This window comes from Sphingobium sp. S6, assembly GCF_905120495.1.
GTDB lineage: Bacteria > Pseudomonadota > Alphaproteobacteria > Sphingomonadales > Sphingomonadaceae > Sphingobium > Sphingobium agri.
The window spans coordinates 2,501-5,979 of record NZ_CAJHOG010000030.1 but is presented as its reverse complement, the minus strand read 5'-3'; the positions used below and the strand labels follow the sequence as shown (position 1 = coordinate 5,979).

Here is a 3,479-nt window from a genome sequence, read left to right as displayed (position 1 = left end):
GCAGATGGAGAAAGACGACGATCTTCCCCGCTCCGTCATGACGCGCCTGAAGGATCTGGAGTGCGAAGAGGACCGCCTTTCCCAGGAGCTTGCCAACCTTCCCGAACGGACGGTCGTGCGTCTCCCGGCGAACTATGAGGCAGTCTATCGCTCCGCCGTTGCCGAACTTGAGCATCATCTGGTGACGCGTGACGCGAGCGGCTCGCGCAACGCGATCCGTACCTTGATCGAAGCGGTTGTCGTGCCGGTGACGGCCGTGATGGCAAGCATCGCCGTCTGGAGTTGCGGGGTGATCTGTCCCGGATGCTGGAGTTTGCCGACGCGCCTGCGAACGGCGGAAATGCGATCGTGCAGAAACGACAAAAGCCCCAGTCTGGTGAGACTGGGACGTTGAGCCGTACACCGTTGGTTGCGGGAGCAGGATTTGAACCTGCGACCTTCAGGTTATGAGCCTGACGAGCTACCGGGCTGCTCCATCCCGCGCCACCAAAGGTAAAAGGGCGGCTTTATGGGCCGCCCTTTTATGAACTATGTGAATGGGTTTTGTTGTTTCAAAGCGCGAGCTTCAATGCCTGGCGACGCCCTACTCTTCCGGGGCTTGAGCCACAGTACCATCGGCGCAGACTGGTTTCACGGCCGAGTTCGGGATGGGATCGGGTGGGTCACAGACGCTATGGTCACCAAGCAATGAAGCTTGCGCTTTGGGTTTTAATCGATGCCGTGCACTTTTGATATGTATGTATCTGGCTTGAGGTGATCACCACATCGCTGACGCTGTTTTCCAGCATTGTCATTGATGGTGGGACTCTCAGGCGCGATCAGAGCAATTAGGACCGGTTAGCTCCATATGTTACCACACTTCTACATCCGGCCTATCAAGGTCGTGGTCTACGACCGCTCGAAGAAATCTTATCTTGAGGGAGGCTTCCCGCTTAGATGCTTTCAGCGGTTATCCCGTCCATACATAGCTACCCTGCTGCGCCGTTGGCACGACGACAGGTACACCAGAGGTATGTTCAACCCGGTCCTCTCGTACTAGGGTCAACTCCTCTCAAATTTCGACGCCCACGGCAGATAGGGACCAAACTGTCTCGCGACGTTCTGAACCCAGCTCACGTACCACTTTAATTGGCGAACAGCCAAACCCTTGGGACCTGCTCCAGCCCCAGGATGTGATGAGCCGACATCGAGGTGCCAAACGATTCCGTCGATATGAGCTCTTGGGAATCATCAGCCTGTTATCCCCGGCGTACCTTTTATCCGTTGAGCGATGGCCCTTCCACGAGGGACCACCGGATCACTATGACCGACTTTCGTCTCTGCTCGACTTGTCAGTCTCGCAGTCAGGCGGGCTTATGCCATTGCACTCTAACAGACGGTTTCCAACCGTCCTGAGCCCACCATCGCGCGCCTCCGTTACTCTTTAGGAGGCGACCGCCCCAGTCAAACTACCCGCCACAGAGGGTCCCTGCACCGGATAACGGTGCGAGGTTAGACATCAGAAAACAACAGGGTGGTATTTCACCTATGGCTCCACGACAACTGGCGTCATCGCTTCAAAGCCTCCCACCTATGCTACACAGTTCTTTCCTAATGCCACTCTGAAGCTGCAGTAAAGGTGCACGGGGTCTTTCCGTCTAACCGCGGGTACTCCGCATCTTCACGGAGAATTCAATTTCGCTGAGCATATCCTGGAGACAGTGGGGAAGTCGTTACGCCATTCGTGCAGGTCGGAACTTACCCGACAAGGAATTTCGCTACCTTAGGACCGTTATAGTTACGGCCGCCGTTTACCTGGGCTTCAATTCAGAGCTTGCACTCCTCCTCTTAACCTTCAGGCACCGGGCAGGCGTCAGGCCCTATACGTCGTCTTGAAGCCGACTTAGCAGAGCCCTGTGTTTTTGCTAAACAGTCGCTACCCCCTGGCCTGTGCCCCCCACAAAAAGTTGCCTTAATGTGGGGCCTCCTTCTTCCGAAGGTACGGAGGCAATTTGCCGAGTTCCTTCAGGATACTTCTCTCAAACGCCTTGGTATACTCTACCATTCCACCTGTGTCGGTTTAGGGTACGGTCTATACGGAGGGGCTATTTCCTGGGACAACTTCACAGCCTGGACCAATCCAATAAGGCCAGACCATTTACGCCATCCGTCACACACCTCCAGGCCCACGAATATTAACGTGGTTCCCATCGACTACCCCCTTCGGGCTCGTCTTAGGGGCCGGCTTACCCTGCTCAGATTAGCTTTAAGCAGGAACCCTTGGAATTTCGGCGACAGTGCATCTCACACTGTTAATCGCTACTCATGTCTGCATTCGCACTTCCGATACCTCCACGGTCGGTTACCCTTCCGCTTCAACGGCCTACGGAACGCTCCGCTACCGCTCAGTCAAAGACTGAACCCTAAGCTTCGGTGCACGTCTTGAGCCCCGTTACATCTTCGCCGCAGGATCTCTTATTTAGACCAGTGAGCTGTTACGCTTTCTTTAAAGGATGGCTGCTTCTAAGCCAACCTCCTGGTTGTTTTGGAAATCCCACATGCTTTCCCACTTAGACGTGACTTGGGGACCTTAGCTGTAGGTTAGGGCTGTTTCCCTTTTGACGACGGACCTTAGCACCCGCCGTCTGTCTGCCGGACTAGACTCGTTGGTATTCGGAGTTTGGTTAGTATTGGTAGATCTCGCGACCCCCGCAACCATCCAGTGCTCTACCCCCAACGGCAATCATCCGACGCTCTACCTCAATAGATTTCGCGGAGAACCAGCTATTTCCCGGCTTGATTGGCCTTTCACCCCTAAGCACAACTCATCCGATAATTTTTCAACATTAAACGGTTCGGTCCTCCAGTGCGTGTTACCGCACCTTCAACCTGGTCATGCATAGATCGCCGGGTTTCGGGTCTAATGCATCGAACTCATGGGCGCCCTATTCAGACTCGCTTTCGCTGCGCCTACACCTAACGGCTTAAGCTTGCTCGATACACTAAGTCACAGACCCATTATGCAAGAGGTACGCTGTCAGGCTTCAAGAGCCCTCCAACTGCTTGTAGGCATCCGGTTTCAGGTACTGTTTCACTCCCCTCATCGGGGTGCTTTTCACCTTTCCCTCACGGTACTGGTTCGCTATCGGTCATGTACGAGTATTTAGGCTTGGAGGGTGGTCCCCCCATGTTCAGACAGGGTTTCACGTGCCCCGCCCTACTCAAGTCCTGTTGTTTCGCTTTCGCATACGGGACTGTCACCCGCTATGGTCAAACTTTCCAGAATGTTCTGCTAACTAAACAACAGGCACTGGCCTGGTCCGCGTTCGCTCGCCACTACTAACGGAATCTCGGTTGATGTCTTTTCCTCCAGGTACTGAGATGTTTCAGTTCCCCGGGTTCGCTTCACCAAAGCCTATTTTATTCAGCTTAGTGATACCTCTCCCATTTAACGCCCGCCCAGCTCGAAAGCTGGAAAGACCTTAAATGGTGAAGGTGGG

General features: G+C 54.3%; 1 protein-coding gene, 1 tRNA gene and 2 rRNA genes (1 of these 4 cut by a window edge). 1 reads left to right on the top strand and 3 read right to left on the bottom strand.

Annotation, left to right across the window (positions count from 1 at the left end; all coding sequences use genetic code 11):
- Nucleotides 1-394 (top strand): hypothetical protein (locus tag SPHS8_RS20045; protein ID WP_201516823.1); only part of this gene is annotated, 394 nt, incomplete at its 5' end.
- A 12-nt stretch (nt 395-406) separates the two neighbouring features.
- Here the strand turns inward: SPHS8_RS20045 and SPHS8_RS20040 are convergent.
- The 3 genes from SPHS8_RS20040 to SPHS8_RS20030 all read right to left on the bottom strand — a co-directional run.
- A tRNA-Met gene (locus SPHS8_RS20040) sits at nt 407-483 on the bottom strand.
- An 87-nt stretch (nt 484-570) separates the two neighbouring features.
- Nucleotides 571-685 (bottom strand): 5S ribosomal RNA (gene rrf / locus SPHS8_RS20035).
- Between the two features lie 122 nt (nt 686-807).
- Nucleotides 808-3,479 (bottom strand): 23S ribosomal RNA (locus tag SPHS8_RS20030) (it continues 126 nt past the right edge of the window).